Annotated in this window: 22 protein-coding genes and 4 pseudogenes; 10 read left to right on the top strand and 16 right to left on the bottom strand. The window is 60.4% G+C overall.

What is annotated here, in order from left to right:
• Positions 1-424 precede the first annotated feature (424 nt).
• Both PSH84_RS13300 and PSH84_RS13295 read right to left on the bottom strand, forming a co-directional pair.
• A pseudogene (locus PSH84_RS13300) lies at positions 425-1,718 on the bottom strand (IS4 family transposase).
• Between the two features lie 244 nt (positions 1,719-1,962).
• Complete coding sequence (locus PSH84_RS13295) at positions 1,963-2,616, bottom strand: thiopurine S-methyltransferase (protein WP_305483040.1); 654 nt, start codon at positions 2,614-2,616, stop codon at positions 1,963-1,965.
• A gap of 103 nt (positions 2,617-2,719) precedes the next feature.
• Here PSH84_RS13295 and PSH84_RS13290 point away from each other — a divergent pair, with 103 nt between their 5' ends.
• On the top strand, positions 2,720-3,487 hold the full coding sequence (locus PSH84_RS13290) for a DODA-type extradiol aromatic ring-opening family dioxygenase (protein ID WP_122568539.1): 768 nt from the start codon (positions 2,720-2,722) through the stop codon (positions 3,485-3,487).
• 196 nt (positions 3,488-3,683) lie between these two features.
• Here the strand turns inward: PSH84_RS13290 and PSH84_RS13285 are convergent, their stop codons facing one another.
• Both PSH84_RS13285 and PSH84_RS13280 read right to left on the bottom strand, forming a co-directional pair.
• On the bottom strand, positions 3,684-5,357 hold the full coding sequence (locus PSH84_RS13285; protein ID WP_122568540.1) for a DEAD/DEAH box helicase: 1,674 nt from the start codon (positions 5,355-5,357) through the stop codon (positions 3,684-3,686).
• 443 nt (positions 5,358-5,800) lie between these two features.
• Positions 5,801-6,556, bottom strand: coding sequence for a spermidine synthase (locus tag PSH84_RS13280; RefSeq protein WP_122568541.1), 756 nt, complete (start codon positions 6,554-6,556; stop codon positions 5,801-5,803).
• Between the two features lie 142 nt (positions 6,557-6,698).
• On the opposite strand from PSH84_RS13280, the pseudogene PSH84_RS13275 reads away from it, so the two are divergent.
• Positions 6,699-8,047 (top strand): annotated as a pseudogene (locus PSH84_RS13275) (class II 3-deoxy-7-phosphoheptulonate synthase).
• Between the two features lie 134 nt (positions 8,048-8,181).
• On the opposite strand, the pseudogene PSH84_RS13270 reads toward PSH84_RS13275, so the two are convergent.
• Both PSH84_RS13270 and PSH84_RS13265 read right to left on the bottom strand, forming a co-directional pair.
• Positions 8,182-9,413, bottom strand: a pseudogene (locus PSH84_RS13270) (winged helix-turn-helix domain-containing protein).
• A gap of 64 nt (positions 9,414-9,477) precedes the next feature.
• Positions 9,478-9,696 carry a DUF1127 domain-containing protein gene (locus tag PSH84_RS13265; RefSeq protein WP_053120494.1) on the bottom strand — a complete coding sequence of 73 codons (219 nt, stop codon included), beginning with the start codon at positions 9,694-9,696 and terminating at the stop codon, positions 9,478-9,480.
• A 97-nt stretch (positions 9,697-9,793) separates the two neighbouring features.
• Between PSH84_RS13265 and PSH84_RS13260 the strand changes: the two are divergent.
• Positions 9,794-10,650 (top strand): annotated as a pseudogene (locus tag PSH84_RS13260) (LysR substrate-binding domain-containing protein).
• Here PSH84_RS13260 and PSH84_RS13255 read toward each other — a convergent pair.
• Positions 10,640-11,407, bottom strand: a complete 768-nt coding sequence (locus tag PSH84_RS13255) for a sulfite exporter TauE/SafE family protein (RefSeq protein WP_436278788.1) — start codon at positions 11,405-11,407, stop codon at positions 10,640-10,642. The pseudogene PSH84_RS13260 and the gene PSH84_RS13255 overlap by 11 nt on opposite strands.
• A gap of 129 nt (positions 11,408-11,536) precedes the next feature.
• Between PSH84_RS13255 and PSH84_RS13250 the strand changes: the two genes are divergently transcribed.
• The 3 genes from PSH84_RS13250 to PSH84_RS13240 all read left to right on the top strand — a co-directional run bounded on the left by PSH84_RS13250 (position 11,537) and on the right by PSH84_RS13240 (position 13,853).
• On the top strand, positions 11,537-11,998 hold the full coding sequence (locus PSH84_RS13250; RefSeq protein ID WP_305470317.1) for a MarR family winged helix-turn-helix transcriptional regulator: 462 nt from the start codon (positions 11,537-11,539) through the stop codon (positions 11,996-11,998).
• Between the two features lie 385 nt (positions 11,999-12,383).
• Positions 12,384-12,803: an organic hydroperoxide resistance protein gene (locus tag PSH84_RS13245; RefSeq protein WP_122568544.1), complete on the top strand. Its 420-nt coding sequence runs from the start codon at positions 12,384-12,386 to the stop codon at positions 12,801-12,803.
• Positions 12,804-12,839: 36 nt separating this feature from the next.
• Positions 12,840-13,853 (top strand): alpha/beta hydrolase, encoded by a 1,014-nt coding sequence (locus PSH84_RS13240; RefSeq protein ID WP_305470316.1) that lies wholly within the window; start codon positions 12,840-12,842, stop codon positions 13,851-13,853.
• A 208-nt stretch (positions 13,854-14,061) separates the two neighbouring features.
• On the opposite strand, the gene PSH84_RS13235 is transcribed toward PSH84_RS13240, so the two are convergent.
• Together PSH84_RS13235 and earP are read right to left on the bottom strand one after the other, a co-directional pair.
• Positions 14,062-14,631: an elongation factor P gene (locus PSH84_RS13235; protein WP_003199385.1), complete on the bottom strand. Its 570-nt coding sequence runs from the start codon at positions 14,629-14,631 to the stop codon at positions 14,062-14,064.
• A 48-nt stretch (positions 14,632-14,679) separates the two neighbouring features.
• Positions 14,680-15,816 (bottom strand): elongation factor P maturation arginine rhamnosyltransferase EarP, encoded by a 1,137-nt coding sequence (earP, locus tag PSH84_RS13230; protein ID WP_305483039.1) that lies wholly within the window; start codon positions 15,814-15,816, stop codon positions 14,680-14,682.
• Between the two features lie 121 nt (positions 15,817-15,937).
• Between earP and PSH84_RS13225 the strand changes: the two genes are divergently transcribed.
• Positions 15,938-16,330 carry a hypothetical protein gene (locus PSH84_RS13225; RefSeq protein WP_122568547.1) on the top strand — a complete coding sequence of 131 codons (393 nt, stop codon included), beginning with the start codon at positions 15,938-15,940 and terminating at the stop codon, positions 16,328-16,330.
• A gap of 1 nt (position 16,331) precedes the next feature.
• Positions 16,332-16,814 (top strand): GreA/GreB family elongation factor, encoded by a 483-nt coding sequence (locus PSH84_RS13220; protein WP_122568548.1) that lies wholly within the window; start codon positions 16,332-16,334, stop codon positions 16,812-16,814.
• Positions 16,815-16,827: 13 nt separating this feature from the next.
• Here PSH84_RS13220 and cysB read toward each other — a convergent pair whose 3' ends face one another.
• The 4 genes from cysB to PSH84_RS13200 form a co-directional block, all read right to left on the bottom strand.
• Positions 16,828-17,802: an HTH-type transcriptional regulator CysB gene (gene cysB / locus PSH84_RS13215; protein WP_003199376.1), complete on the bottom strand. Its 975-nt coding sequence runs from the start codon at positions 17,800-17,802 to the stop codon at positions 16,828-16,830.
• A 110-nt stretch (positions 17,803-17,912) separates the two neighbouring features.
• Positions 17,913-18,413, bottom strand: a complete 501-nt coding sequence (locus PSH84_RS13210) for a universal stress protein (protein ID WP_014337270.1) — start codon at positions 18,411-18,413, stop codon at positions 17,913-17,915.
• A gap of 96 nt (positions 18,414-18,509) precedes the next feature.
• Positions 18,510-19,415, bottom strand: coding sequence for a 5'-nucleotidase (locus PSH84_RS13205; RefSeq protein WP_305470314.1), 906 nt, complete (start codon positions 19,413-19,415; stop codon positions 18,510-18,512).
• Positions 19,416-19,437: 22 nt separating this feature from the next.
• The gene (locus tag PSH84_RS13200) at positions 19,438-20,391 is read right to left on the bottom strand and encodes a putative 2-dehydropantoate 2-reductase (protein ID WP_305483038.1); all 954 of its coding nucleotides are present in this window, start codon (positions 20,389-20,391) and stop codon (positions 19,438-19,440) included.
• A gap of 267 nt (positions 20,392-20,658) precedes the next feature.
• Between PSH84_RS13200 and PSH84_RS13195 the strand changes: the two genes are divergently transcribed.
• Positions 20,659-21,735 carry a 3-deoxy-7-phosphoheptulonate synthase gene (locus PSH84_RS13195; RefSeq protein WP_003183777.1) on the top strand — a complete coding sequence of 359 codons (1,077 nt, stop codon included), beginning with the start codon at positions 20,659-20,661 and terminating at the stop codon, positions 21,733-21,735.
• Positions 21,736-21,822: 87 nt separating this feature from the next.
• On the opposite strand, the gene PSH84_RS13190 is transcribed toward PSH84_RS13195, so the two are convergent.
• A complete protein-coding gene (locus PSH84_RS13190; protein ID WP_053120470.1) occupies positions 21,823-22,104 on the bottom strand; it encodes a GNAT family N-acetyltransferase in 282 nt (93 codons plus the stop codon).
• A gap of 635 nt (positions 22,105-22,739) precedes the next feature.
• Here PSH84_RS13190 and oprI point away from each other — a divergent pair.
• Positions 22,740-22,991, top strand: coding sequence for an outer membrane lipoprotei OprI (gene oprI / locus PSH84_RS13185; protein WP_003183784.1), 252 nt, complete (start codon positions 22,740-22,742; stop codon positions 22,989-22,991).
• Positions 22,992-23,115: 124 nt separating this feature from the next.
• Here oprI and PSH84_RS13180 read toward each other — a convergent pair whose 3' ends face one another.
• Both PSH84_RS13180 and PSH84_RS13175 read right to left on the bottom strand, forming a co-directional pair.
• On the bottom strand, positions 23,116-24,087 hold the full coding sequence (locus PSH84_RS13180; protein WP_060738551.1) for a L,D-transpeptidase family protein: 972 nt from the start codon (positions 24,085-24,087) through the stop codon (positions 23,116-23,118).
• A 228-nt stretch (positions 24,088-24,315) separates the two neighbouring features.
• Positions 24,316-24,609, bottom strand: a complete 294-nt coding sequence (locus PSH84_RS13175) for a hypothetical protein (protein WP_003199347.1) — start codon at positions 24,607-24,609, stop codon at positions 24,316-24,318.
• Positions 24,610-24,659: the final 50 nt, after the last annotated feature.

Raw genomic sequence — 24,659 nt, 5'->3', positions numbered from 1 at the left:
CGGTGGGTCAGTTTTCGGTGATGTTGGATGTGCCGGCCTCATCGCGAGCAAGCTCGCTCCCACAGGTTTTGCGGCGTACATGGATTTTGTGTCTTCTGAAGATCCAGTGTGGGAGCGAGCTTGCTCGCGATAGCGGTGGTTCAGCTAAACAGATGCTGGCATGTACCCCGCTCTTGCTTTGGATCTTGATCTGGACGCCCCATTAAACCACGCTGGCCGAACGCAGGCATTGCGCAGTGGGCATCCCGGCATGGATGCCGGGATAGCCGCGCTGGGCCATGGATGGCCCTTCGCGGCGGGCCCACGGAGCAATGCCGGAGTGAGGGCACACCGAGCCTTAGCGAGGTGCCGAGCGGTGGGGGAAAGCGTTTTTGGTTACTTTTGGCGCTCTTCCAAAAGTGACCCGCCGTAAGGGCCATCCCTTTCAAGGTCTTTTCGTTTTGGCGGCCTTGATTACCCGGTCCGTTGAAACATGTGCATGCACCGCAGTGCCTTGCACCCATGTTTTGGGTTTAGGCACCTTGGGGCCCCGGGGATTTTTCGCAACTTGTTTTGGTTGGATGTTTCTGGCCAGTTCCAACAAGCGCTGGGCCAGTTTTTCCAGAGGTATGACGGGAAGACATTCCGAGGGCAGCGCAATTTGCAGGCCTTCATAACCACTCCGGACCTGAACCGCCAAGTGATAGGTTGAGGCTTCCCAGCCGTCAGGCTGGGAAGCCTGATGGGCTTGCTCGACGCTTCGTTTGAGTACGGCCAGGACGTTGTAGGCCAACACCGCAGTAGCGAACCCGAGCAACGCAGCCTTTGGGCTACCAAGGGTTTCGATTTCACTCTCCAGGATTGTTTCCAGTCGCTGGAACATGCCTTCAATGCTCCAGCGGCGGCGATAGAGTTCCGCGATCTGCTGCGCGCTGACGCTTTCAGGCAGGTTGCTCCAGAACCAAGCTGCTGTCACCGAGTCTGTTGGCGAATGAAGCGTCAGTTCGACACGCCGACACTGATAACCGCCTCTGACCTGAATGATCTGCTCACGCACAGTGCCCGCGTCCACAGGCACGGGTTCTTGCCAATGCCCCTCTTGAATCAAGCGTGGATGCTTGGCTTGTTGACGAATGACAAAGGAGGTTTTGACCTGTTCGCAAGCCTCCATGACCGGGAGCGTGCAATAGAGTCGATCAGCCAGCCACACCTGGCCCGGCTCGGCATCCGCCAAGAGAGGCAGCACGCAAACACGCTCGCTTGCGTAGGCATCTTCACATGCCTGCAGGTCGATGACTTGATCCAGGTCGGGGTCGTAGACCACCGAAAACCCGGGCCGAGCGGCGCCGCGCTCGTGGCGTAAAGCCCCAGTCGTTTCTCAGTGGATGCCAAGTGATTACCGTCCACCACCCGAACCTGCCAACCGGCAACATCGTCGTGCAACCCAACTCCTTGATGGTTGGAGCCAGGCGCTGCGCACAGCCCGTGACCAGGGCGCGCAACAAAGCTGGCTCGGTACGACTGATCTTGTCGTAGAGGGCCGCCAGGCTGACAGGAAGATCTTCCAGTTGCCGCGCCGCGGCGTGCAGGGATGGCTTCAAACCCAATGAAACAAGGGACATCAGCTTGATGATGGTCGAGAACAGTAGCTCACGAGAATACTGCCGTTGCCGATGTTCTTCGAAAACCTGATCGACCCACTCAGGAGCAATAGCGTGCTCCAGCGCCAATTTGGCCATAACGCTGGCAGGTGCTTTTTTCTCGAAACGCTCCAGAACATCGGCCCACATCGTTCGGGTATCCCTGATAGAAACTTCAGGGGATTTTACCTAAGACCTTGAAAGGGATGGCCGTAAGGGCGGAACCCTAAGCAGCCGTTACCGCAGCAATGGATATACACACCAAACCACACCTCTCGGAACAGATAATCAAAATCTTCAATAACGGCTTAAGTGAACAGCATTAGCCAGTGATACGGGCTCATCAATAACTGGAAATCCGATACACCCGCTCATCCAACCTCGTCACCCCCGCCTGCAAAAAATTCCAGCTCTCCCCAAGCACATCCTGCTCCTGCAAAACCTCCAGCCGCCAACCCTCTCCCCACAGCCGCTGCACCTCATCATCCCCGACGGAAAACGGTGGGCCAGGCATTTCATCCTGGTTGTAATCCAAGGTAATCAACAAGCCGACACCGCCGGGCAAAATCCTCTGCAGGTGAGCCGCGTACCGCTCCCGCATCGGCATAGGCAAGGCAATCAACGCAGCGCGATCGTACAGCCCCGTACAATCGGCCACATCCTGCGCGCCCAGGGCAAAGAAATCACCGCAGCGAATCTCGATATCACCGGCACGGAACACCCTGAAAGCCCCCTCTTCACTCACAACCGGCTCAAGCTGATGCTCAAGAAAAAAATCAGTGGCGGCTTTTTCCGACAACTCCACGCCCAGCACCGAGTAGCCCTGATGGGCAAGCCACAGCAGATCCAGGCTTTTTCCACACAACGGCACCAGCACCCGACTGCCCCGGGCCAATCCCAGTTGCGGCCAGAAACGTTGCAGGTAAGGGTTCACCTCCGGCAAGTGAAAACCGATCTGGTTCGATGACCAGCGCTTGTGCCAAAACTCGGGCTCCATGATTCGCTCCAAAAATTCGATCAAAACAGGCTAAAACTTATATTAGATTTAGATCATAGACCTGACGGAAGATGACCCCATCTTAACGCTCAGGAGTCCCTTCATGCTGCCCAGCCTGTTTATCTCCCATGGCTCACCGATGCTGGCCTTGGAGCCCGGTGCCAGCGGCCCGGCCCTGGCTCGCCTGGCCGGTCAGTTGCCCAAGCCCAAGGCCATCGTCATCGTCTCCGCCCACTGGGAAAGCAACGAACTGTTGGTCAGCGCCAATCCGCAGCCGCGCACTTGGCACGACTTCGGCGGCTTTCCCCCCGCGCTGTATGAAGTGCAGTACCCCGCGCCTGGCGATCCTCAACTGGCAGAGCAAGTAGCCGACATGCTCAACGCCGCGCACCTGTCAGCCCGCCTCGACCCTCAACGGCCGTCCGACCATGGCGTCTGGGTGCCATTGTCGTTGATGTACCCCGAGGCCGACATCCCGGTGGTGCAGGTTTCCCTGCCCAGCCGCCAGGGACCGCTGCTGCAGACACAGGTCGGCCAGGCCCTGGCAAGCCTGCGCCAAGAGGGCGTCCTGCTGATCGGCTCCGGAAGCATCACCCATAACCTGCGCGACCTGGACTGGAACGCCGGCCCTGACAGCATCGAACCCTGGGCCAAGGCCTTTCGTGATTGGATGGTCGAGCACCTGGCGGCCAACGACGAGGCCGCGCTGCACGACTACCGCCGTCAGGCGCCCAATGCCGTACGCAGCCACCCCAGCGACGAGCACTTGTTGCCGCTGTATTTTGCCCGGGGTGCCGGTGGGACATTCAGTGTGGCCCATGCAGGGTTCACGATGGGGACGCTGGGGATGGACATTTATCGGTTCGACTGATGGACCGCGTCGCTGCAATCGCGAGCAAGCTCGCTCCCACAGGGAGTTTGTGAGCGCCGCAAATCCAGTGTGGGAGCCAGCTTGCTCGCGATTGGCCTCCACGACACTTCCCCTGAAGACATACCAAACGCCAGGCAAAAAAATCCCCGAACCAGTCGGGGATTTTTCATGTTCGATCAATCAGCCCAAGAGCCGATCAATCCTCGCGGTAGCGACGCAGCTTGAGCTGCTTGCCAGCGACGCGGGTGTCTTTGAGTTTGGTCAGCAACTTCTCCAGACCATCTTCCGGCAGCTCGACCAGGCTGAAGCTGTCGCGCACCTGGATGCGGCCGATCGCTTCGCGGGCCAGGCCGCCTTCGTTGAGGATGGCACCCAGCAGGTTCTTGGCCGCGATGCCGTCACGGGCACCCAGCGCGGTACGGCAGCGCGCACGACCTTCGGCCAACGGGATCGGAGCACGACGCTCGCGATCACCACGGTCCGGACGATCACCGGTGCGCTCGGGACGATCGCCACGCGGTGCGTTGTTCGGCACCAGGGGACGTTCCTTCTCGATTGCAGCCAGGTTCAGCGCTTGGCCATTGGTGGCCTTGCGCAGCAGTGCGGCGGCCAGGGCGCGTGGGGTGCAACCGATGTCGGCGGTCAGGCGATCGAGCAACTCACCGTGGGTCGATTCGGCGTCAGCCACCAGGGGCGACAGGCTGTTGGTCAGTTTCTTGATGCGAGCATCGAGAACGGCCTGGGCGTCCGGCAGGCGAACTTCAGCCACCTTCTGGCCAGTCACACGCTCGATCACTTGCAGCATGCGGCGCTCACGTGGGGTGACCAGCAACAGTGCACGGCCTTCGCGACCGGCACGACCAGTACGGCCGATACGGTGAACGTAGGATTCCGGGTCGTACGGCATGTCCACGTTGAACACGTGGGTGATGCGCGGAACGTCCAGGCCACGGGCCGCGACGTCGGTCGCCACAACGATGTCCAGGCGGCCATCCTTGAGGGAGTCGATCACGCGCTCACGCTGGTTCTGGGCAATGTCACCGTTCAGCGCAGCGGCTTTGTAGCCTTTGGCTTCCAGGGCGCTGGCCAGGTCCAGGGTCGCTTGCTTGGTGCGCACGAACATGATCAGGGCGTCGAAGTCTTCCACTTCCAGCAAGCTGAGAACGGCGGAAGTCTTCTGGTCGGCGTGAACCAGCAGGTGAGCCTGTTCAATCGCGGTGACGGTCTGAGTCTTGGTCTGGATCTTTACGTGTTGCGGATCGCGCAGGTGGCGCTCGGCAATGGCACGAATCGATTGCGGCAGGGTGGCCGAGAACAATACAGTCTGGCGGGTTGCTGGCAGAGCCTTGAAGATGACTTCCAGGTCATCCATGAAGCCCAGCTTGAGCATCTCGTCGGCTTCGTCGAGAACCAGGTGGTTCACGGTAGCCAGGACTTTTTCGTCACGACGCAGGTGGTCGCACAGACGACCCGGCGTGGCGACAACGATCTGCGCGCCATTACGGATAGCTTTCAGTTGTGGGCCCATCGGGGCGCCGCCGTAAACGGCCACAACGGTAACGCCAGGCATTTGCTTGGAGTAAGTTTCAAAAGCGGTGGCTACTTGCAGCGCCAACTCACGGGTTGGCGCCAGGATCAGGGCTTGCGGCTCGCGCTTGGCAGGATCGATGCGATGCAGGATCGGCAGGGCGAACGCAGCGGTTTTACCCGTACCGGTTTGCGCCTGGCCAATCATGTCGTGGCCGGCCATGATGATCGGGATCGATTGCTGCTGAATCGCCGAAGGTTCTTCGTAGCCGGTCGCAATGACGGCAGCAAGAATGTTCGGGTTGAGATTAAAAGCGGCGAAGCCGCCGGTTTCCTGGGTCATGGGTCTGCCTCTAAGTGCATCCGCAAAGACCCATGCTCCAAAGCTGCGCATGCCGTGTTGAGACTCAAGAGTCGCCCTGGCTGCTTTGTCGGCGGGGATTTGCGAAAACGAATGAATGAAAAAGAACGTCGTGGAAGCATCCGTTGTGCGGACATGCAACCGAAGCTGACTTCGGAGAATTGCGCTACCTTGACGCGGCCCGGCTAAAGGCCGGCGCGCACTATACCGGAATTCGCCCAAAAAGGGAGCTTTTTTTATCGGAAAAGCCCGATACATGGCTCTCTGCCACAAGGCCTTGGGGCAGCCAGCTAAAACGATTCATCTTTACCTGTGGGAGCAAAGCTTGCTCGCGATGCAGACACTGCGATTTCCGCAAGTACTGAGTTGTGTTCTTCGCGAGCAAGCTTTGCTCCCACAAGTTTTTTCACCCCCTGGGACGTGTGTCAGGTCGCCGGGCGAATAGCCTTGATCAACGACTGCAACGAATAGCCCAGCCGCGGCGCCAGCCCTTCGGCCCTGGTGGCCAGTCCTTGCATGTCCAGCTCCTGATCCAGGTCCGCCGGCACGATCAGGATCACGTTGCCCTCCTTCACCGGCAGCTCCCAGTAATGCCGGTGGTACAAGCCGCGCAACAGCGCCGCCCCCAAGGGCTTGCCGTCGTCGGTGGCCCATTGGTTGATCACCAGCCAGCCGCCCGGGTTGAGGCGTTTCTGGCAGTTTTCCAGGAACCCCCAGGCCAAGTGCCCGACGCCTGGGCCGACATCGGTGTAAAGGTCGACGAAAATCAGGTCCGCCGGCTCCGCCGTTTCAAGCAATTCCAAGGCATCGCCAATACGGATGTACAGTCGCGGATCGTCGTCCAGCCCCAGGTATTCGATGGCCAGGCGCGGCACGTCGGGGCGCAGTTCGATGGCTTCGACATCTTCCAGCGGCAGGAACTTGAGGCAGGCCTGGGTCAGCGTACCGGCGCCCAGCCCCAGGAACAGCGCGCTTTCCGGCTGCTCGTGACACAACGCACCGATGAGCATGGCGCGGGTGTAGTCATATTCGAGCCAGCTCGGATCGGCTGTGAACACGCAGCTTTGCTCGATGGCATCGCCGAACTCCAGAAACCGGTAATCGGCCACTTCGAATACGCGAATCATGCCGAATTCGTCGTGCACCTCGGCGAGCAAATGCTCGACGCGCTCCTCTGTCATTTCATCTCCTGATGATTGCCGTGCCGGCATGAGCCTGCGGATACGGGACAAAGGCGCGATTGTCCGCGAAGCAAGCGGAACAGGTCACGCACTAATTTGCTGATAACATGGCCGTCCGAGCGTAAATCACCTAGAGAACATGATGAGCCAACCCTGGAGCCCTGACAGCTGGCGCGCCCTGCCGATCCAGCAACAACCCCGCTACCCCGACGCCGCGCACCTGTTGCAGGTGGAGCAGACCCTGGCCAGTTATCCGCCCTTGGTGTTTGCCGGTGAAGCCCGGGAGTTGCGTCGTCAGTTCGCTGAGGTGACCCAGGGCCGGGCGTTCCTGCTGCAAGGTGGCGACTGCGCCGAAAGCTTTGCCGAGTTCTCGGCGGCCAAGATCCGCGACACCTTCAAAGTGCTCTTGCAGATGGCGATCGTCATGACCTTTGCCGCCGGCTGCCCGGTGGTCAAGGTCGGGCGCATGGCCGGGCAATTCGCCAAGCCGCGCTCGGCCAACGACGAAACCATCGACGGTGTGACCTTGCCGGCCTACCGGGGCGACATCGTCAACGGTATCGGTTTCGACGAAAAAAGCCGCGTACCGGACCCGGAGCGACTGTTGCAGTCCTACCACCAGTCCACCGCTACCTTGAACCTGCTGCGCGCCTTCGCCCAGGGCGGGTTTGCCGACCTGCACCAGGTGCACAAGTGGAACCTGGACTTCATCGCCAACTCGGCCCTGGCGGAAAAATACAGCCACCTGGCCGACCGCATCGACGAAACCCTGGCGTTCATGCGCGCCTGCGGCATGGACAGCTCGCCGCAATTGCGCGAAACCAGTTTCTTCACTGCCCACGAAGCACTGTTGCTCAATTACGAAGAAGCCTTCGTACGCCGTGACAGCCTGACCAATGACTATTACGACTGCTCGGCCCATATGCTGTGGATCGGCGACCGCACCCGTCAGTTGGACGGAGCCCATGTCGAATTCCTGCGTGGGGTGAACAACCCGATCGGGGTCAAGGTCGGCCCGAGCATGGACCCGGACGACCTGATCCGCCTGATCGACGTGCTCAACCCGGACAACGACCCCGGTCGACTGAACCTGATCGCCCGGATGGGCGCCAACAAGGTCGGCGAACACTTGCCACCGCTGTTGCGCGCCGTGCAGCGTGAAGGCAAGCAGGTGCTGTGGAGCTCCGACCCGATGCACGGCAACACCATCAAGGCCAGCAGCGGCTACAAGACCCGGGACTTCGCGCAGATCCTCGGTGAAGTGAAGCAATTCTTCCAGGTCCACGAGGCCGAAGGCACCTATGCCGGTGTGGGATTCACATCGAAATGACCGGGCAAAACGTCACCGAATGCATCGGCGGCGCACGGCCGATTACCGAGGACGGGCTGTCGGACCGCTACCACACCCACTGCGATCCGCGGATGAATGCCGATCAGTCGCTGGAATTGGCGTTTCTGATTGCGGAGACGTTGAAGCAGGTGCGGCGGTGAGTCAGTAGGCTCTTCATCGCCGGTTAGACTGCTATCGCGAGCAAGCTCGCTCCCACAAAGGACCTGTTGAGTTCACAAAATCGGTGACCGATTCGGTCCAATGTGGGAGCGGGCTTGCTCGCGAAAGGGCCAGTTCAGTCACCATCGATCTGCGCTAACGCCACCGCCAACCGCACCCCACCCACCCGCGCTGGCAATTGAGCTGAACCCGCTCCAGCCCCAACCACCGGGCCATGCGCCACAGGTTCAGCGCCAACGCCTGCATCCCCTCCTCGTCCAGCCCCGGCACCTCCTCGTGCACAGCATGCACGGCCAGTTGCCCCAAGGCCCGCTCCGCCCGCAGATCCACCCGCGCCGCAATGCGTTCGTGGTGCAGGAACGGCAACACGTAGTAGCCGTACACCCGCTTGTGCACGGGAGTGTAGATTTCCAGCCGATAGCGAAAGTCGAACAACCGCTCGGTACGGCCGCGCTCCCAGACCAGCGAATCGAACGGCGACAGCAAGGCACTGGCGGCGACCTTGCGAGGGATTTTCACCGCGGGTCGGCACCAGGCCGGTTGTTTCCAGCCCTGCACCTCGCAGCGCAGCAGTTCCCCGGCCTCTTCCAGCTCAGCCAACCGCCCGCGACTGTCGGCCGGGTCGAGGCGAAAGTAGTCGCGCAGGTCTTTCTCGGTCGCGATGCCCAGGGCTTCGGCGGCATGTACCAGCAAGGCGCGCTGAGCCTGGGCTTCGTCCGGCAGCGGTTGCCGCAGGATCGAGGCCGGCAGTACTCGCTCCGGCAAATCGTAGAGTCGCTCGAACCCACGCCGTCCGGCCACCGTGACTTCGCCCGCCGCGAATAGCCATTCCAGCGCATGTTTCTCCGCGCTCCAGTCCCACCATGGCCCGGCCTTTTCCTGACGGGTGGATAAACTGCCGGCGCCAAGGGCACCCTGCTCCTGGACCGACGCCAGGACGCGGCGGATGACATCCTGGCGTTCCTGGCCGAAACGCGCCAGTTGCTGGTAGATCCCCTCGCCACCCGACGCCCGGTCCATGCGCCAGCGCATCAGCGGATACATCGACATCGGCAGCAGCGACGCTTCATGGCCCCAGTATTCGAACAGCGTGCGACGTCGGCCCAGGCTCCAGGCAGCTTGATCGAGCAAATCACGAGGGTAGTGACCGAGGCGGGAAAACAGAGGGAGGTAATGCGAGCGCACCAGCGCATTGACGGAGTCGATCTGCAGGACGCCGAGGCGTTCGATCAGGCGGTTGAGGCGCGAGGGTTGCACCGAAGCTGGCGGCGACCGCCCATCGAATCCTTGGGCGGCCAACGCCAGACGCCGGGCCTGTTTGAGGGTAAAGGATACAGTCGCGGGCATGGAGATCTCCTTGTCTGCTCGCAACCTACCTCACCAATAAGGGGTTTGTGTAGGAGAGGATGGCTCATTTGTGCATGGGGTCATCCCAGAATGGCCGAACCACTTCCTGCTCTACGTCGGCACGACTCACGCCGATGTCCTTGAGCGCCTCGTCGCTCATTCCGGCCAGCAGTTCACGTTCGTGGTGCAATTCGTACCAGCGACTAAACTTGTGCAGCAAGGCGCTGATGGAAAAGCCGTGGGAGAGTTTGTCTATCAGTAGATAACCTTTTTGACCTTTCATCGTGATGTCCTCCGTTGGGGATGGCTCAAGTCTCGCGCTAACGCTAAGATCAATCCAACGAATGTTTCTTATGCAATACATCTCGGAGATTGATCAATTGTCGAGTTACCCGAGCATCGATACGGAAGTGCTGCGTACCTTTGTCGCCATCGCCGACCAGGGCGGTTTCACCCGGGCCGGGGAATTGGTCAATCGCACCCAGTCTGCCGTCAGCATGCAGAGATGAAGCGGCTGGAAGAAGATGTCTTGCAGCGACGGCTGTTCGAGCGTGACGGGCGCCAGGTCAAGCTCACCGCCGAAGGCCAGGTATTGCTGGGTTACGCCCGGCGGATCCTCAAGTTGCACAGCGAAGTGTTCAATACCCTGCGCGAACCGCACATGGTCGGCACGGTGCGCATCGGCACGCCGGACGACTACGTGATGCGTTTTTTGCCAGGCATCCTGCAACGCTTCGCCCAGTTCTATCCTCTGATCGAAATCGAAGTGCACTGCGAGTCGTCCAAGCAACTGCTGTTGCGCCAGGACCTGGATCTGTCCATCGTCACCCGTAAACCGGGGGACGAAATCGGCCAACTGCTGCGCAAGGAGCGCTTTGTCTGGGCCGAAGCCGCCTGCTTCAACGTCCATGAACAAACACCGCTACCGCTGGCAATGTTCAACAGTGACTGTTTCTGCCGGCAATGGGCCTGCAATGCGCTGGATGCCATGGGCCGCGATTATCGCGTGGCGTACAACAGCTCGAGCCTGTCGGCGCTCATGGCGGTGGTGGGTGCCGGCCTGGCAATCACGGCACAACTGGAAAGCCTGCTGACCCCGGACATGCGCGTATTGGGCGAGGCCGAAGACCTGCCGGAACTGCCCGAGGCCAGCATCATGCTGATCCGCAACCTGCACAACCCGTCGCCGATCACCGAGTGCCTGGCCGAACACATCGTCGAAGGTTTCAAACTTTAAAGGCGAGCAACACCGCGCACAGCACCAGGAAACCGCAGAACAGCCCGCGCAACAGCCGCTCCGGCAAGGCGTGGGCGACTTTCACCCCCCAACTGATGCTCAGCAGGCCACCGACGGCCAGCGGCAGGCCGATGCTCCAGTCCACTTCGTGGTGAAACGCATACGTGGCGAGGGTCACGCCGGTACTGGGCAACGCCAGCGCCAGGGACAAGCCTTGGGCAACCACCTGGCTGGTGCCAAAAATGCTGGTCAGGATCGGCGTGGCGACAACGGCCCCGCCGACGCCGAACAAGCCGCCCATGGTGCCGGATGCGGCTCCCAGCACGCCGAGCCATGGCCAACCATGACGCATCTGCGCCGACGCGGGTGCAGTGGCGGCGAACATGCGCACCAGGTTGTACAGCGTCAGCGCGATCAGGAACGCCACGAAGCCGATTCGCATGCTGTCCGCGTCGATCCCCACGGCCCAGATCGAGCCGAGCCAGGCAAAGCAGAAGCCCATGGAAGCCAACGGCAGGACATGGCGCAATTCGATGCGATTGCGCTGGTGATAGCGCCACAACGCAAGCATGACATTGGGCACCACCATGACCAGCGCCGTACCTTGGGCGAGTTGCTGGTCGAGACCGAACCAGACGCCCAGCACCGGAATTGCAATCAACCCGCCACCAATGCCGAACAATCCCCCAAGGGTGCCTAACACGGCACCGAACGCCACAAAAATTACAAATTCGATCACAGACGATTCCCCTTTCATCAGGACGCTTATCCTACGCAGTCGGCGCCAGCGGGGGAACGTAACATCTGATCAGAACGTCAGAATTATCTGGCGCATTAAAGGTTCGCCCGCTAGATTTGTCACGACCATTGATTGAAGGTTTTTGCCATGAGCACCCCGCGCGACACCCCCGAAGCCTGCGAAGCCCTGTTGCTCGACAACCAGGTCTGTTTCGCCCTGCACTCCACGTCGCTGCTGATGACCAAGGTCTATAAGCCGCTGCTACAGGCCCTCGGCCTGACTTATCCGCAATACCTGGCGATGATGGTGTTGTGGGAAAAGGACGGATTGACCGTCGGTGAAATCAGCACGCGCCTGCTGACCGACCCCGGCTCGCTGACCCCACTGCTCAAGCGCCTGGAAGCCGAAGGCCTGTTGAGCCGCACCCGTAGCCGTGAGGACGAACGCGTGGTGATTGTCGAACTCACCGAACAGGGCCGTGCCCTGCAGCAAAAGGCCCTCGACATCCCCCAATGCATCCTCGCCGCCAGCGGCCAGACCCTGGAGCAGTTGAAGAAGCTGCAACTGGACCTGCAGGCACTGCGCGGGCATTTGCAAGACAGCCTCTGACTTTCCCCTGTGGGAGCGGGCTTGCTCGCGAAGGCGTCAGCACATCCGATATCCCCGCCAACTGATCCTCCGCTATCGCGAGCAAGCTCGCTCCCACATTGGATTTCTGGTGTCCGCAAAAATCTGCGTCATCCAGCAGACCTTTGGGGGAGCGAGCTTGCTCGCGATAGCGGCAGCCCTGTCTACCAGATCCCTCCTCAAAAAAAATTTCAACACCACAAAGCAGCTCTAGCTCAAGGGTTACACGCCCTTTCAGCGTCTAAAATTCAACTCGCCTCGAAAATTTAACTTGCACACTAAATATTAGCGCTATACATTTGCCTCACACCTACTTAGCGCGCAAACATTTAGCGTAATAACACCAACCCGAAACGAGGCTCTCATCATGCAAACGCTCTACACCGCAATCGCAACCTCCACCGGCGGCCGTGATGGTCGTGCGATCTCCAGTGACAATATCCTCGACGTCAAACTCGCCACGCCCAAGGAACTCGGCGGTGCAGGCGGTGCGGCGACCAACCCTGAGCAACTGTTCGCCGCCGGCTACTCGGCTTGCTTCATCGGTGCCCTGAAATTCGTGGCCGGCCAGAGCAAACGCAAGATCCCGGACGACGCCTCGATTACCGCCCATGTCGGCATCGGCCAGATCCCTGGCGGTTTCGGCCTGGACATCGACCTGCACATCAGCCTGCCGGGCCTGGACCAGGGCGACGCGCAAAGCCTGGTGGACGCCGCTCACCGAGTCTGCCCGTATTCCAACGCCACCCGCGGCAACGTCGATGTGCGCCTGCACGTAACCGTCTGACCACCGAACCCTGGACCCGAACTTAAGGAGTTACACATGAACACGCTCAGCAAAGCCTTGACCGGCACCCTTCTCGCCCTCAGCGTCAGCAGTGCCTTCGCCGACGGCATCGTCGAACACAACACCCAGGCGTTTCTCGACGCGCTGAACGCCGGCACCGGCAAGCCACTGGAGCAGCTGTCGCCCAAGGACGCCCGCGCCGTATTGGTGGGCGCCCAGGCGGGGGTCAAACTGACCTTGCCCAAGGCCGACGTCAGCGAGAAAACCATCCAGGTCGATGGCCAGCCGATCAGCCTGACCATCGTTCGCCCCGCCGGGGTCAAGGGTGAGTTGCCGGTGTTCATGTTCTTCCACGGCGGTGGCTGGGTACTGGGCGACTTCCCGACTCACGAACGGCTGGTTCGGGATCTGGTGGCGGGTTCGGGTGCTGTCGCGGTGTTCGTCAACTACACGCCTTCACCCGAGGCGCATTACCCGGTGGCGATCAACCAGGCCTACGCCGCCACGAAATGGGTGGCCGAACACGGCAAGCAGATCAACGTCGACGGCAAGCGCCTGGCCGTGGTGGGCAACAGCGTCGGCGGCAACATGGCGGCGGTCGTGGCCTTGATGGCGAAGGACAAAGGCACACCGGCGATCCGTTTCCAGGCATTGCTGTGGCCGGTGACCGATGCCAGCTTCGAGACGGCGTCCTACAACCAGTTCGCCGAAGGGCACTTCCTCAGTAAAAACATGATGAAGTGGTTCTGGGACAACTACACCACCGATGCAGGGCAACGCGGCGAGATCTATGCCTCGCCACTGCGGGCCAGTACCGCACAACTCAAGGGCCTGCCGCCAGCGCTGGTGCAGACCGCCGAGGCCGATGTCTTGCGCGATGAAGGCGAAGCCTATGCCCGCAAGCTGGACGCGGCCGGTGTGCCCGTCACGGCGGTGCGCTACAACGGCATGATCCACGACTATGGCTTGCTCAACGTGGTCAGCCAGGTGCCAGCGGTGCGCTCGGCGATGTTGCAGGCGTCCGAAGAGCTCAAGCAGCACTTGAAATAACTGGGCTCCGGAGCCTTTGTGGCGAGGGCTGTGGGAGCAAGGCTTGCCCGCGATGAAAGCGGCGCGGTGCCTCTGGAATCGAGGTGTCTGTATCGCGAGCAAGCTTTGCTCCCACACAAGCTCCCGCTGCCCCCCGGTCTAACAGAAGGCAGCGCAAATAAAAAAGCCCGACTCAATGGTCGGGCTTTTTTTCTACACAAGACTTTGCTTATTTAGCGCGGCCTTTGTAGGAACCGCCTTCGCGGGTATCGATCTCGATCATGTCGCCGATTTCGATGAAGTCGGCAACCGACAGCTCGGTACCGTTCTTCAGTTTGGCAGGTTTCATGACCTTGCCGGAAGTGTCACCGCGAGCGGAACCTTCGGTGTAGTCAACCTGACGCACGATGGTGGTCGGCAGTTCTACGGAAACCAGGCGCTCTTCGAAGAATACGGCTTCGCAGACGTCGGTCATGCCTTCTTCGATGAATGGCAGAACGCTTTCGATGTCTTCGGCGTTCAGCTCGTACATGGTGTAGTCAGTGGTGTCCATGAACGTGTAGGTGTCGCCGCTGATGAAGGACAGGGTCGCTTCTTTGCGGTCGAGGATCACGTCGTCCAGTTTGTCGTCGGCGCTGTAGACGATCTCGGTCTTGTAACCGGTCAGCAGGTTCTTCAGCTTGGTCTTCATGATCGCGCTGTTACGACCCGACTTGGTGAACTCAGCTTTCTGAACCAGCCAAGGATCGTTTTCGAGACGGATCACGGTCCCGGGTTTCAGTTCTTTACCAGTTTTCATTGCGAATATCCGAATTTGGATGGGATTTACAAAAATCTAGGCCGCGTATCATATCCAATTTCCATAAAACTTCACCAGCGCTGCGGCAAGATCGGGTCGCGAGGCCTGTTCCAGACACCACGCCTGGGCATGTTCGGCCAGTTCCTGCTGCTCTTGGCGAGTCGCTTTCCAATGTTCGGCCATGTCCTGGCCGGCATTCCAGGCCCGCCAAAGACCGCTGATCGCTTTTTCCGCCGTTTCCGAAAGCCCCTGGGTGTAGAGCCTGAGAAATGCCTCGAGCTTTTCCAGGTGGACATCTTCTTCCTGCTGGTAGATATGCCAGAGCATCGGCCGACCGGCCCATTGGGCGCGCACAAAAGAGTCTTCGCCACGCACGGCATTGAAATCACAGCACCACAGCAATTGGTGGTCGTACTGATCCTGGCGGACGAACGGCAGCACCTGCACCGTCAGCGCGCCGCGTCGATGCAGCGCACCGGCCTTCAGGTCTTCGACCCCGAGCCACCGCTCGACATCGCCCAGCACCCGCCCTTCGGGGACCAGCACATGAAACGCCTGGGCATCGGTTGCCATCGCGTCAAACCAGCTCGCCAAACCTTCGTTCTCGTAGGCAAACAACGAGATCAGGCAGGTCTCCGGTGCCCGCTCGACGCCCAAGCCTTGCAGGAAACGGCGTTGTGCCTCGGCATCCTGCTGAAATTGCCGACGACGTTCCAGCAGACCGGCCTCACGCAGCAAGCCACCGGTTCCCTCCCGAAAGCCCGGGAAAAAGAAATATTTCTGCACGTGCTTGTATTTGACCGACGGTAAGCCGTGACAGCCGATCACCCAGTCTTCGGCGCTCAAATAATCGAGGTTCATCCACAAGGGCGTTGTCTGGCGCTCGGCCATCGCCTCCATGTAGGCACTCGGCAACTGGCAGGCAAACGCGGCGATCACCACCTCGGCGGCCTCGGTGGACGGCCAGTCCGCAGGCCAGTGGCACACTTGCACACCCTGCTGCCATTGCTCGGACAGGGTGATATCGATTTGCGGACACAGCCGTTCGAAAGCACGCAGGTCGTCGACCCACAGCCGCACCGCACATGGGTGCTCGGCCACCAATTGCCGAGCCAGGCGCCAAGTGACACCGATGTCGCCATAGTTATCGACGACGGTGCAAAAAATATCCCAGCGCACAGCCATTCCCGACTCCCCATGACAAAGGCCTGATTGTCCCGAATAAACCGATCGCGCAGAAGAGCCGACGGCGATTAATCTTCATGCGACAATCAGCGCCTGCCCATGACCCTGCCAGGAAGCAGCCATGCCCGATCACTCGACACCCTCGCGCCTTACGGCTTTGCAATTGACCTTCAGCATTGCCCTGGGCCTGTGGCTGGGGTTCCTGGCCATCGTGTTGACGGGCTGGCTGCTGTCCAGATTCCTGTTCAACGAACAACTGGCACCGGTGGCCGCCGCCGTCCATCAACTGGCGCAACCACCGGCGGTGCAACCGGCCCCGGAGCCGGAGCCGCCCGCGCCGATGTTCGAGCAGTATCAGCAGAACCTGCAACGGAACGAACAGCGCCAGGCGCTTGATCAGGCCCGCAGCAATCCGCGCAACCTGTCCAACCCCAAGTGCCAGTTCTGGTTGCAACAGGACCAGAATGCGCCCAGTGAAAAAAGCCGCGCCAACGTGCTGCAATTCTGCGAATGATATGAACAAACAGACCGTCCACCAGTTGATTCTCGACAAGCTCAAGATTGATCTCGACATCGCCGAACGCGCCGCGCAGACCGCCTACGAAACCGCGACCCACGAAGAAAACATCGCCGAAAACAAGTACGACACCCTGGGTCTCGAGGCGTCCTACCTCGCCGCCGGACAAGCCAGGCGCGTGGAAGAAATCCGCCAGGCCCTCACCCTTTGCCAAAACCTGGCGTTGAGGCCTTACGACGAGCAGCGCGGTATTCAGGTCGGCACATTGATTGGGCTGGAAGATGAGGACGGCCGCCAGCAATGGCTCTTCCTCGGGCCGGATGCGGCCGGCTTGAAGGTTTCGCTGGTGGGTCAGCCGATCACCGTCATCACCCCTCGCTCACCGCTGGGCCGAGGCCTGCTCGGCAAGTTCGAAGGGGATGAAGTCGAGATCGTGGTCGCGGGCGCCCGGCAACAGTTCGCTGTCACCGAGGCGATTTAGGCAGGTAACGCTTTTAGTGCACCGGCAGTTCGACGCCGTCGAACAGCTCTTCGAGTTCCTGCTTGTTGTGGCACTGGATGGCCTTGGCCATGACTTCCCGGGTCAGGTGCGGCGCGAATTTCTCGATGAAATCGCACATGAAACCCCGCAGGAAGGTGCCACGACGGAAGCCGATCTTGGTCACGCTGGACTCGAACAACTCGCTGGCATCCAACACCACCAGATCACTGTCGAGCTTGGTATCGACGGCCATTTTCGCGACGATGCCCACGCCCAGGCCCAAGCGGACGTAAGTCTTGATCACGTCGGCGTCGGCGGCAGTGAACACCACTTTCGGCGTCAGGCCACGATGGCTGAAGGCTTCGTCGAGCTTGGAACGACCGGTGAAACCGAACACGTAGGTCACGATCGGGTATTCGGCCAGGGCTTCGAGGGTCAGCTTCGGCAGCTTGGTCAACGGATGTCCCTGGGGCACGACCACGCAGCGGTTCCAGCGGTAGCACGGCATCATCACCAGGTCCCCGAACAACTCCAGGGCCTCGGTGGCAATGGCGAAATCCACCGTGCCGTCGGCGGCCATCTCGGCGATCTGCATCGGCGACCCTTGGTGCATGTGCAGCGCCACGTCGGGGTATTGCTTGATGAAATTGCTGATCACCGGCGGCAGCGCATAGCGGGCCTGGGTGTGGGTGGTGGCGATCGACAGGGTGCCTTTTTTCTCGTTGGAGAACTCCTGGGCGATCTGCTTGATGCTTTCGACCTTGCGCAGGATCTCGCCAGCCGTGGTGATGATACGCTCACCGGCCGGGGTCACGCGGGTCAGGTGCTTGCCGCTGCGGGCGAAGACTTCGACGCCCAGTTCGTCTTCCAACAGGCGGATCTGCTTGCTGATGCCGGGTTGCGACGTGTAGAGGCTTTGGGCAGTAGCGGAAACGTTGAGGTCGTGGTGCGCCACTTCCCAGATGTAGCGCAGTTGTTGAAGCTTCATATGTATCCCTCAAAGCAGTTGGACGCCACGGGCATCAGCGACGGTATATAACTATATGGAAGGTTTCGACAATAAATCTAGAACTTTTTATAAAACGCCATCATTTAGCCTCAAGCCTCACCCTGGCGTCGGCGCTGCACCAGGGGAACCAGGTAGACCGGCACCCGGGATAACTGCAATACCCGCGCGGCGGTCCTGCCCAAAGGGGTTTCACCGCTCGCTCCTTGGCAATGACTGCCTACGATCAGCAAATCCACAGAGAGTTTCGCAGCCTGTTCCAGGATGACCTGGGAAGGGTCGCCCTGATACACCCTGACCGACTTGATCAGTTTCAAGTCCTGTTGCCCTTCTCCCAATTCCTCACGGAAACTGTCGAGCACCCGCTGCTCGATATTGGCCATCACCGTATTCAGACCTTGGCGATGGAATTCGTTCAGCGCCTGCTCGTCGAGATAGCTTTGCAACACCGATTCGGCGAACAGCCCCATCGGTTCTACCGCATGCACCACATACAACTCGGCTTCAAACGTCCGTGCCAGCGCCAAGGCATGCTGCATCACATAAGGGGCATAAAGACCCAGGTCTGTGGCGTACAGCATCGAACGAATCATGTGACCTCCTCGCGTGCCAGAATGGCGGAGATTGATTCAGCTTAGCAGCGCCTTGGAGACTGCGACGTGCGGCCTGACGTCCCGGCCTCGAGGACGTCAGGGCTTTATTTCGTTACTGATGCCATGAGGCACGTGACCGGTGGCGACCACCTCCCGGGCCAGTTCGCAGTGGCCGGTCTGGTCATCGAAAAACACATCGGCGGCGAAGGCCTCCAGGAACGCCGACTTGGTCAGGCCGCCAAGAAACAACGACTCGTCCAGACGGATATCCCATTCACGCAAGGTCCGGATGACCCGCTCATGGGCCGGTGCCGAACGGGCCGTCACCAGTGCCGTGCGAATGGGGCAAGCGTCCTCGGGGAACTCGCGCTGCAGCGCATTGAGCGCCGCCAGGAAGCCCTTGAACGGCCCGCCCCGCAGCGGCTCTCGGGCAGACTGTCGCTCGCTGGCCTGGAAGGCTTCCAGCCCCCCAGCCTGATAGACACGCTCCGACTCGTCGGAAAACAGCACCGCATCACCGTCGAACGCAATGCGCAATTCCCCGCTGGCGGCACGACTGGCCCCACCCGACAGGATGGTCGCCGCGGCAAACCCGGCGTCCAGGGCGCTGCGCACGTCTTCAGCGTGGGTGGACAAGAACAGGTCGCAGCCGAATGCCTTGAGGTACGGGTAAGGACTGCGACCACCGACGAAGGCCGCGCGCGAAATCGCCAGCCCGTAATGATGAATCGAGTTGAACACCCGAAGGCCGGTGTCGGCACTGTTGCGCGACACCAGGATCACCTCGACCCGGGCACGTCCCAGGTGTTCGTTGAGGTCCAGCAGTTTCTGCACGAGAGCGAAGGCGTCCCCCGGCGCGAGGACTTCGTCTTCATGCTCGATCTGGTATTGCCGATAGGCCTCGACGCCACTCGACAGGTACACCTTGTGGCTTTCCCTCAGGTCGAACAGCGCCCGCGACGAAATCGCCAGCACCAGTTTGTCGTCGATGTTGTTTACCATGCCGCTCCCCCTTTCGCCCCGCTCAGCGGTTATTGCGATCCATGAACGCCAACGCCTGATACAAGGCCTCGATTTTCGGCAGCTCACACCCTGCCGCTTTCGCCGCCGCCAATGGCCGGCCGTAGATCGCGTCCACCTCCAGCGCACGTTTGTGGGAATAATCGTGGTACATGCTCGGCCAGTAATCGGGCATCTTCTCGGTCATCGTGAACAGGTACTCGGCGTAACCCGGCGCGATGTGATGCCCGCAGGCTTGCGCACCGCGGACCACCTCCGCCATCAATGCCTGGATCAATTCGCGGCTATGGTCGTTGGCCATCAGCGGCGTGGTACTGGCGCCCAGCAGAACCGAAAGACCGTTGTACGGCACATTCCACACCAGCTTCTGCCAGCGGGCCTGTTGCAGGCCAGGCATGGCCTGGGCTTCGATACCAGCGCTGCGGAACAGCATCGCCGCCTCTTCGACGATCGCCATGCGTTGTGCCTGATCGGCGCAGGGACCGCTGTGATAACCGACGTTGACCGCGCCAAGTGCCTGGTGGGCGACGACGCCCGGGCCGACGCGATGCACGCAGATCAGGCACAGGCCACCCAGCAGGTGCAACGAATCGGGCAGCAACGGTCGAAGGTTGTCCTCGACGTCCAGGCCGTTCTGCAGCAACAGGACTTTTGCCCCATCAGCGGCCGCCTGGGCAATGGCCGGAGCCAGGTCGGCATTGCTGGTGGTCTTGGCGCCGACCAGCAGCCAGTCGCAAGGCGGCATGTCGGCCGCCGAGCGATAGGCCTGGACGGGGTCGAGGGCCAGCGCGCCATAGACCGCGCTGTCGATGCGCAAACCGGCTTCGGCCACGGCAGCAAATTCGCTGCGCAGTAGAAAGTGCACGTCAAAACCGGCACGGGCCAGCATCACGCCATAAAACCCGCCAATCGCCCCGGTGCCGATCATCCCGATCCGCGGTTTAACCCCTGCCTGCATCGTTGCAACTCTCCTGGTAAAAGCCCCTGCACACTATCAGTGCGAGCAGCATGGCATGCAATCTTCATTACATCTGCTCACGAATCTGTCACAGAGCCGTCTCCAAGGCCCTTTCCCCAGCCTATAGGGCATTAAACCCGTCCCAGCCCATTGTCGAGCCACCTCGTAACGCGATAAGGTTCGGCTCCCCGACGCGCTTAAAATCCGCTGTGCACCGCCGCGCGGGGATCGCTGGCGGCCGGCACCCGTGACCTGACGAGTAACACGATGGCTGATTTACCGATCAATGACCTTAACGTCGCCTCCAACGAGACCCTCATCACGCCTGACCAGCTCAAGCGCGATATTCCCCTGAGCGACGCTGCCCTGCGCACCGTGACCAAGGGCCGGGAAGTCATTCGCAACATCCTGGACGGCACCGACCATCGCCTGTTCGTGGTCATCGGCCCCTGCTCGATCCATGACATCAAGGCCGCCCACGAATACGCCGAGCGCTTGAAAGTGCTGGCCGCGGAAGTCTCCGACACCTTGTATCTGGTCATGCGCGTGTATTTCGAGAAACCTCGGACCACCGTCGGCTGGAAAGGCCTGATCAACGACCCGTACCTGGATGACTCCTTCAAGATCCAGGACGGCCTGCACATCGGTCGCCAGTTGCTGCTGGACCTGGCGGAAATGGGCCTGCCCACCGCCACCGAAGCCCTCGACCCGATCTCGCCGCAGTACCTGCAGGACTTGATCAGCTGGTCGGCCATCGGCGCGCGCACCACCGAATCCCAGACCCACCGCGAAATGGCCTCCGGCCTGTCGTCGGCGGTGGGCTTCAAGAACGGCACCGACGGCGGTCTCACCGTGGCGATCAACGCCTTGCAGTCGGTTTCCAGCCCGCACCGCTTCCTGGGTATCAACCAGGAAGGTGGCGTGTCGATCGTCACCACCAAGGGCAACGCCTACGGTCACGTGGTGCTGCGCGGTGGCAACGGCAAGCCGAACTACGACTCGGTCAGCGTCGCCCTGTGCGAGCAGGCGCTGAACAAGGCCAAGATCAAGCCGAACATCATGGTCGATTGCAGCCACGCCAACTCCAACAAGGACCCGGCGCTGCAACCACTGGTGATGGAGAACGTGGCCAACCAGATCCTGGAAGGCAACCAGTCGATTATCGGCTTGATGGTCGAAAGCCACTTGAACTGGGGCTGCCAGGCGATCCCGAAAGACCTCGCCGACTTGCAGTACGGTGTCTCCATCACCGATGCCTGCATCGACTGGAGCGCGACCGAGAACACCCTGCGCAGCATGCACGCCAAGCTCAAGGACGTGCTGCCGAAGCGTCAGCGCAGCTGATCGGGCCTGCTTCAACGCATAAAAAGCAACGCATAAAAAAACGCCGGACTTTTCAGTCCGGCGTTTTTTTATGGGGAATCCGTTTTCTCAGAGCTTCGCCGCGTGCCGCTGGTGACGCTCCATGTAACGCTCCACATAGGAGCAGGACGGGATCACCGTGTAGCCCATTTCTTCAGCGTACTGCAGCGCCCTTTCGGTCAGCGCCGCCGCGATGCCCCGGCCACGCAAGGCGTTGGGCACGAAGGTACGATAGATATCCAGGGTCTGCTTGCCCAGGTCCATGTAGGTCAGATAGGCACGATGACCGTCCACATTGGTCTCGAACTGATGACCAGCCTGGTCATGGTGGATGGTAACCGCCTCGCTCATCACTACTCCTCGCGGGTCTGAATGCCGACCCCTACCTTACCGATGTTTTTCCGGCGAAGGAACATCTACGCCACCCCGTGCCTTCCTGGTCACCGAGCGCCAAAAACGATCCGCTCAAACCCGAGCACGTCGTGAATAGTAGGCACCAATGACGCAAATGCTCAAGGCACGCCTGTCATCGAAGGGGTAAACCTGGTCGGGTTTATCGATTGAGCGCCATCGTCGCGCTGTAGTCGATCACGGTGCAATAGCTGAACATCGCCAGTTGTTGAGTCTTGAGACGAGCGCGCGTAGTTAAAGTCACCGCCAATACCAACAAAGATGCCTGGGGCGCTGCACAAAAAATGTACAAAAGTGTAGGTTAATCAATAAACAACGACGTTAGCGAGGGCTGCAAGAGTTCTCCCAGGCCGCGGAACTTTTCTTCGTCGACGCGCTCCAGCCAAGGGCTTGGGGCTGTATATTTTTTCAACACGCCTAAGAAAAGTTGCTCGAAAAAGAATCACCGCCTACAATTTTTTTGCTTCTTGCGCTACGTCAGTTTACTTACTACAAGTAATGGGTAGTATGTACGCCGGCTAACTCCTCAGTCTGGGGAGACAGTCACTAATAGAAAGTCCTTGAAGGGGAAACCGATGAACAACGTTCTGAAATTCTCTGCTCTGGCCCTGGCCGCAGTTCTGGCTACCGGTTGCAGCAGCGCATCGAAAGAAACCGAAGCACGTCTGACTGCTACCGAAGACGCAGCAGCTCGCTCCCAGGCTCGTGCAGACGAAGCTTACCGTAAAGCTGATGAAGCTCTGGCTGCTGCTCAAAAAGCACAACAGACTGCTGACGAAGCTAACGAGCGTGCTCTGCGCATGCTGGAAAAAGCTAGCCGCAAGTAATAGTCCTTCGGGATTGTTATCGAGCCGACCCATTTTTGGGTCGGCTTTTTATTGCCTGGTGTTTTAGCAGGCGATAAAAAAACCGCCGACATCGCGAAACGTCGGCGGGTTGCTTTCGAGGTTTTTACTGTTGTAAATCGATCGGCGCGCTCGAGACCATCGGTGCCGAGGTATTGGGGACAGCGATTTCCACCGGCAGGCCATCTTCGGCCGCCACCACGTCCCGCACCACGTCCCAGTTCATGCGCAGGTTGCTGGTGATGTCTTCACGCTTGAGCATCGCGTTGATCACCGCGGTGTGCTTGTCCACCACCGATGGGTTGCCCTTGTCGTCCAACGGCGTATGCGCTTCCAGGTACACCTTGCCACCGCTCAAGCCCAGCTTGTAGGGGTCGTTGATGATCCGCACCGACGTGCCCACCGGCACCATGCCGGCCATTTCCAGTACGTTGTTGTTGAACATCCGGAAGCAACCATGGCTGGTCCGCATGCCGATGCCAAACTTCTTGTTCGAACCGTGGATCAGATAGCCCGGGGTACCCAAGGTGAACTTGAAAGGCCCCAGCGGGTTATCAGGGCCGGCGGGCACGACATTCGGCAACGGGTCGCCGTCGGCGGCGTGTTCGGCCTTGATCGAGGCAGGCGGCGTCCAGGTCGGGTTCGGCGTCTTGGCGATGATGCTGGTGTGGGCGATCGGCGAACCCCAGCCCTCACGGCCAATCCCCAGTGGGAAGGTGTAGACCACGTTCCGGCCCTTGGGGAAATAGTAGAGACGGTACTCGGCCAGATTGATCACGATGCCCTCGCGCGGGCCCGGCGGCAGGATGAAGCGAGTGGGCAGCACGATCTCGGTGCCAGCGCCCGGCAACCAGGGATCGACCCCCGGGTTGGCGGCGACCATCTCGCTGTAGCCCAGGTCATAGGTAGTGCCCAGGTCGGCGAAGGTGTCTTCGTATTTGGCCTTGATGACTTGCACCTGGCCAATGATGTCTTCACCCGGCGGTGGCAGAGGCAGCTCGAGTGCGGCAACGGGGCCCGCCATACACAAGGCGGCAAGAGACAGGCAGCGGGCGACGGCAGGCAAGCGCGGCAACATCCGGGAAATCCTTCGCAGATCGAACAGGGGTATGAAAACGGCGATTGTACACTGCCACCTGTTATTTCGGGGAGAGCGGTACGCAGGCGTCCGATGCGCAGCATGTCTGGAACTGAAATGAAACCTGTGAGAGCGAGCTTGCTCGCGATAGCGGAGGGTCTGCTGGCATTAGTGTTGAATGTGCCGCCCTCATCGCGAGCAAGCTCGCTCCCACACTGGAGCAAGGGATTACAACTCGAACCGCAGCTCCGGCCAGATTGGCGAGGTGCCGCGCTTCTGGGACTCCAGGATCGCCCGGCACAGCGAGCACAGGCGATGATCCTGGAAAATCTTGCGATCGACGCTGGACCAGCGCGGCTGGGCCGGCAGCAGGCTGCCGCAGAGGGTCCGGTCGGCCGAGCCACCGAGTTCCAGTTGCCGGGTTACCAGGTGCACCCGTACTTCCTGGCAGGCGAACAGATCCAGCTGCTCGTCAGGCTCGATCAGTTGGTAGGCAAACAGGGACCAGGCGGGACGCGGCATCGGGGGCTCCAAATCGGGGGCGCCACATTAGCCGAAAGCCCGCCGGTAGA

It is taken from the genome of Pseudomonas beijingensis (assembly GCF_030687295.1).
Lineage (GTDB): Bacteria > Pseudomonadota > Gammaproteobacteria > Pseudomonadales > Pseudomonadaceae > Aquipseudomonas > Aquipseudomonas beijingensis.
The sequence above is the reverse complement of the archived record's forward strand: the minus strand, read 5'-3'. Positions and strand labels throughout refer to the sequence as shown.